The organism is Trebonia sp., from assembly GCF_049794275.1.
Taxonomy (GTDB): Bacteria; Actinomycetota; Actinomycetes; order Streptosporangiales; family Streptosporangiaceae; genus Trebonia.
In genome coordinates, this window is sequence record NZ_JBARCR010000518.1 from 1 (window position 1) to 2,551 (window position 2,551).

Genomic DNA, 2,551 nt, shown 5'->3' on the forward strand with positions numbered 1-2,551 from the left:
GGCGTGTTCTACGGCGCCGCCACCTCCGAGGCCAAGGCGATGAAGGACCGGCAGGTGTTCGTGGTTGGCGGCGCGAACTCCGCAGGCCAGGCCGCCGTCCACCTCGCCAGGTACGCCGCCAGGGTGACAATGCTGGTCCGGGGCCAGTCACTGGCCGACAGCATGTCCGAGTACCTAGTCAAGGAGATCACCAGCACGCCCAACATCGCCGTACGGTACAACGCCGTCGTGACCGGCGGCGGCGGGACGGGCCGCCTGGAGAGCCTGACCCTCCTGGACCAGGCGTCCGGGGCGATCCAGACTGTTCCGGCCGCGGCAGTATTCGTGCTGATCGGAGCCGAGCCCCGCACCCAGTGGCTGCCAGACGGCATCAGGCGCGACCGTTGGGGGTTCGTAGTCACCGGGCCTGACCTCATGGCGGGCGGCTACCCTGCGGAGGGCTGGCCGCTCCAGCGTGCCCCCATGCTGCTGGAGTCCAGCCTGCCCGGGGTCTTCGCGGTCGGCGACGTCCGCTGCGGGTCGGTGAAACGGGTAGCGTCCGCCGTTGGCGAGGGCTCGGTCGCGATCCGTCTGGTCCACGACTACCTACGTGGCAACCGCAACTAACCCAAGGTGTGCGCCGCCGTTGACCCTGATCGCCCTGTCCAAAGTTGATGACCAGGACGTGGGCCTGGCCTCCAGCCTGGTCAACACCGGCCGAATGGCCGGCGGCTCGATCGGCTTGGCCATCCTCGGCACCGTGGCCTGGTCCGTCGTCGCCAACACCGCCCGGAGCTCGGCGAACGCAAGGAGGACCTGTTGTGAGCACCCACCGCCAGACGCCCCCATGCGCCTGAGCGACAGCGCCATGCGGCAGCTATGAACGCTGGACCCGCCCGCCGCTCGATGACCTTGAGAGGCTGGACGAAGCGGTGAGCTACCTGGCCGAGCGACATCATTTCACTGCCTATCTCCAGGAGTCGGGCTTCGTCGAAGGGTGGCTAGTCAAGGACTGGGTACGCGGGGGTAAGGGCGGGTTCGGCCAGGTCATGGCACAGGGCCTGACCTCCCTCATGAGGCTCTGGGCCCAGATGCGCGCGCAGTGGAGTGGATGCGTACAGGCAGCCTCATAGGATCTGACCGCCAGATGATCTGGCGAGTAAGACACGCACTCGCTTTCGCGCCGCCACACCCGGTCACAACCGAAGACGATCGCCCACGCCCAGAAGAGACAGCGCCACGGCGCGGCCGGATACTGGCCGGCGTGATTCAAGAGCCGATGCGCCTGGCTGTGATCGGCCGAACGGAGCGGCGCCGACCCAGGCGAACCGAGCCTCTTTCCAGTGACCCCTCGCGGTCGGCCGTTAGCGCTCACCAGGGCTTTCGGAAGCATGAAACCCGCCTCCTGTCGCTGCCGGGCACCGATAGGGGTGCGCACTAGGGTCATTCACCCCTACAGCGGCGGCGGGTCACGGAGGAGCGTCTGCAGAAACGCGTAGCACTCACTAAGGGTCGCCGATGACCACACCACGCACAGCGAGCGGGTCCCCGCGTTCGCGGGCGCTGCCGCCCGCAGAGCGCAAGCTGCTTCGGCATCGACGAACATCGCGGACTTGATTGCGGCCGGTGCGAGAAAAGGCTAAGCCGCGGTCGGCCAGTCCAGGTCGCGGGCGAGGGCCTTTTCGCAGGAACCGAAGCCGGTTACGCCAATGGTTCCGGCAAACCTCAACACCCTTTCGCGAATCGTCCGGCTTCAACGCAAGTCAATTCCAAACAAGGGAGATACAGATAATGGCCAAAAGTTTCGTGCATCGCACCACTCGCGGTGCGGCCGGCCACCCTTCGAGAGCAGCGGTTAAGTTCATGATCGGTGCGGCGGCTCTGGCCACGCTAGCCGCCTGTTCATCAAGCAGTAGTAGCAGCAGCAGCGGGTCCAGCGCGGCCACCAGTTCGGACAGCAGCAGCGCCAGCAGCTCGGGCGGCGACGCTTACGTGACGCAGTCCCAGCAACTGCTGGACAGGGCGCACGCGGCCGCGGTCACCGGCCCGTCCTTCGGCACGGTCCCCGCGAGCGGCATCGTGCCGTGGAAGGCGTCGGACATGCCCGCTGCCACGGCGCCGCCGAGCAAGCCACTGAAGGTAGACGTCGTCTACGGCATCCCCTCCGGGTACGTGCCGTACGCCGCGCACCTCATCAAGGCGATCGGGACCAAGCTCGGCTGGACGGTGACCATCTTCCCGGCCAGCTCTCCCACGCAGCCGGCCGAGCTCGCCGCGATGCAGCAGGCTCTGCTTGGCAAGCCGAACGCGATCATCTCCGTCGTCATCCCGGCCATCTGGGCCGGTCCGGCGCTGGCCTCGGCCAAGGCGGCCAGCATCTACACCGTCGACATCCACCAGGACTCCACGGACGGGGACGGCTACAGCGCCGTCGTCCCGTCCGCTGAAGGTGTCCAGAAGGCCCTGCTCGCAGCCTGGGCGGTCGCGAAGACCAACGGCAAGGCGAACACGATGCTGGTCGAGGCGCCCGGATTCAGTGACGTCAATGTCGGTGCCGCCCAGAGCTACCTTC

Annotated in this window: 3 protein-coding genes; all 3 read left to right on the forward strand. The window is 67.2% G+C overall.

All coding sequences use genetic code 11. The features are described from left to right. Positions 1-606, forward strand: a 606-nt coding sequence (locus WA805_RS14175; protein WP_425242555.1) for an NAD(P)/FAD-dependent oxidoreductase, incomplete at its 5' end; no start/stop codon positions are given. Positions 607-625: 19 nt separating this feature from the next. Continuing rightward, complete coding sequence (locus WA805_RS14180) at positions 626-862, forward strand: hypothetical protein (RefSeq protein WP_422270746.1); 237 nt, start codon at positions 626-628, stop codon at positions 860-862. A gap of 980 nt (positions 863-1,842) precedes the next feature. Beyond that, the coding region (locus WA805_RS14185) for a hypothetical protein (RefSeq protein WP_425242556.1) at positions 1,843-2,551 on the forward strand (709 nt) is incomplete at its 3' end.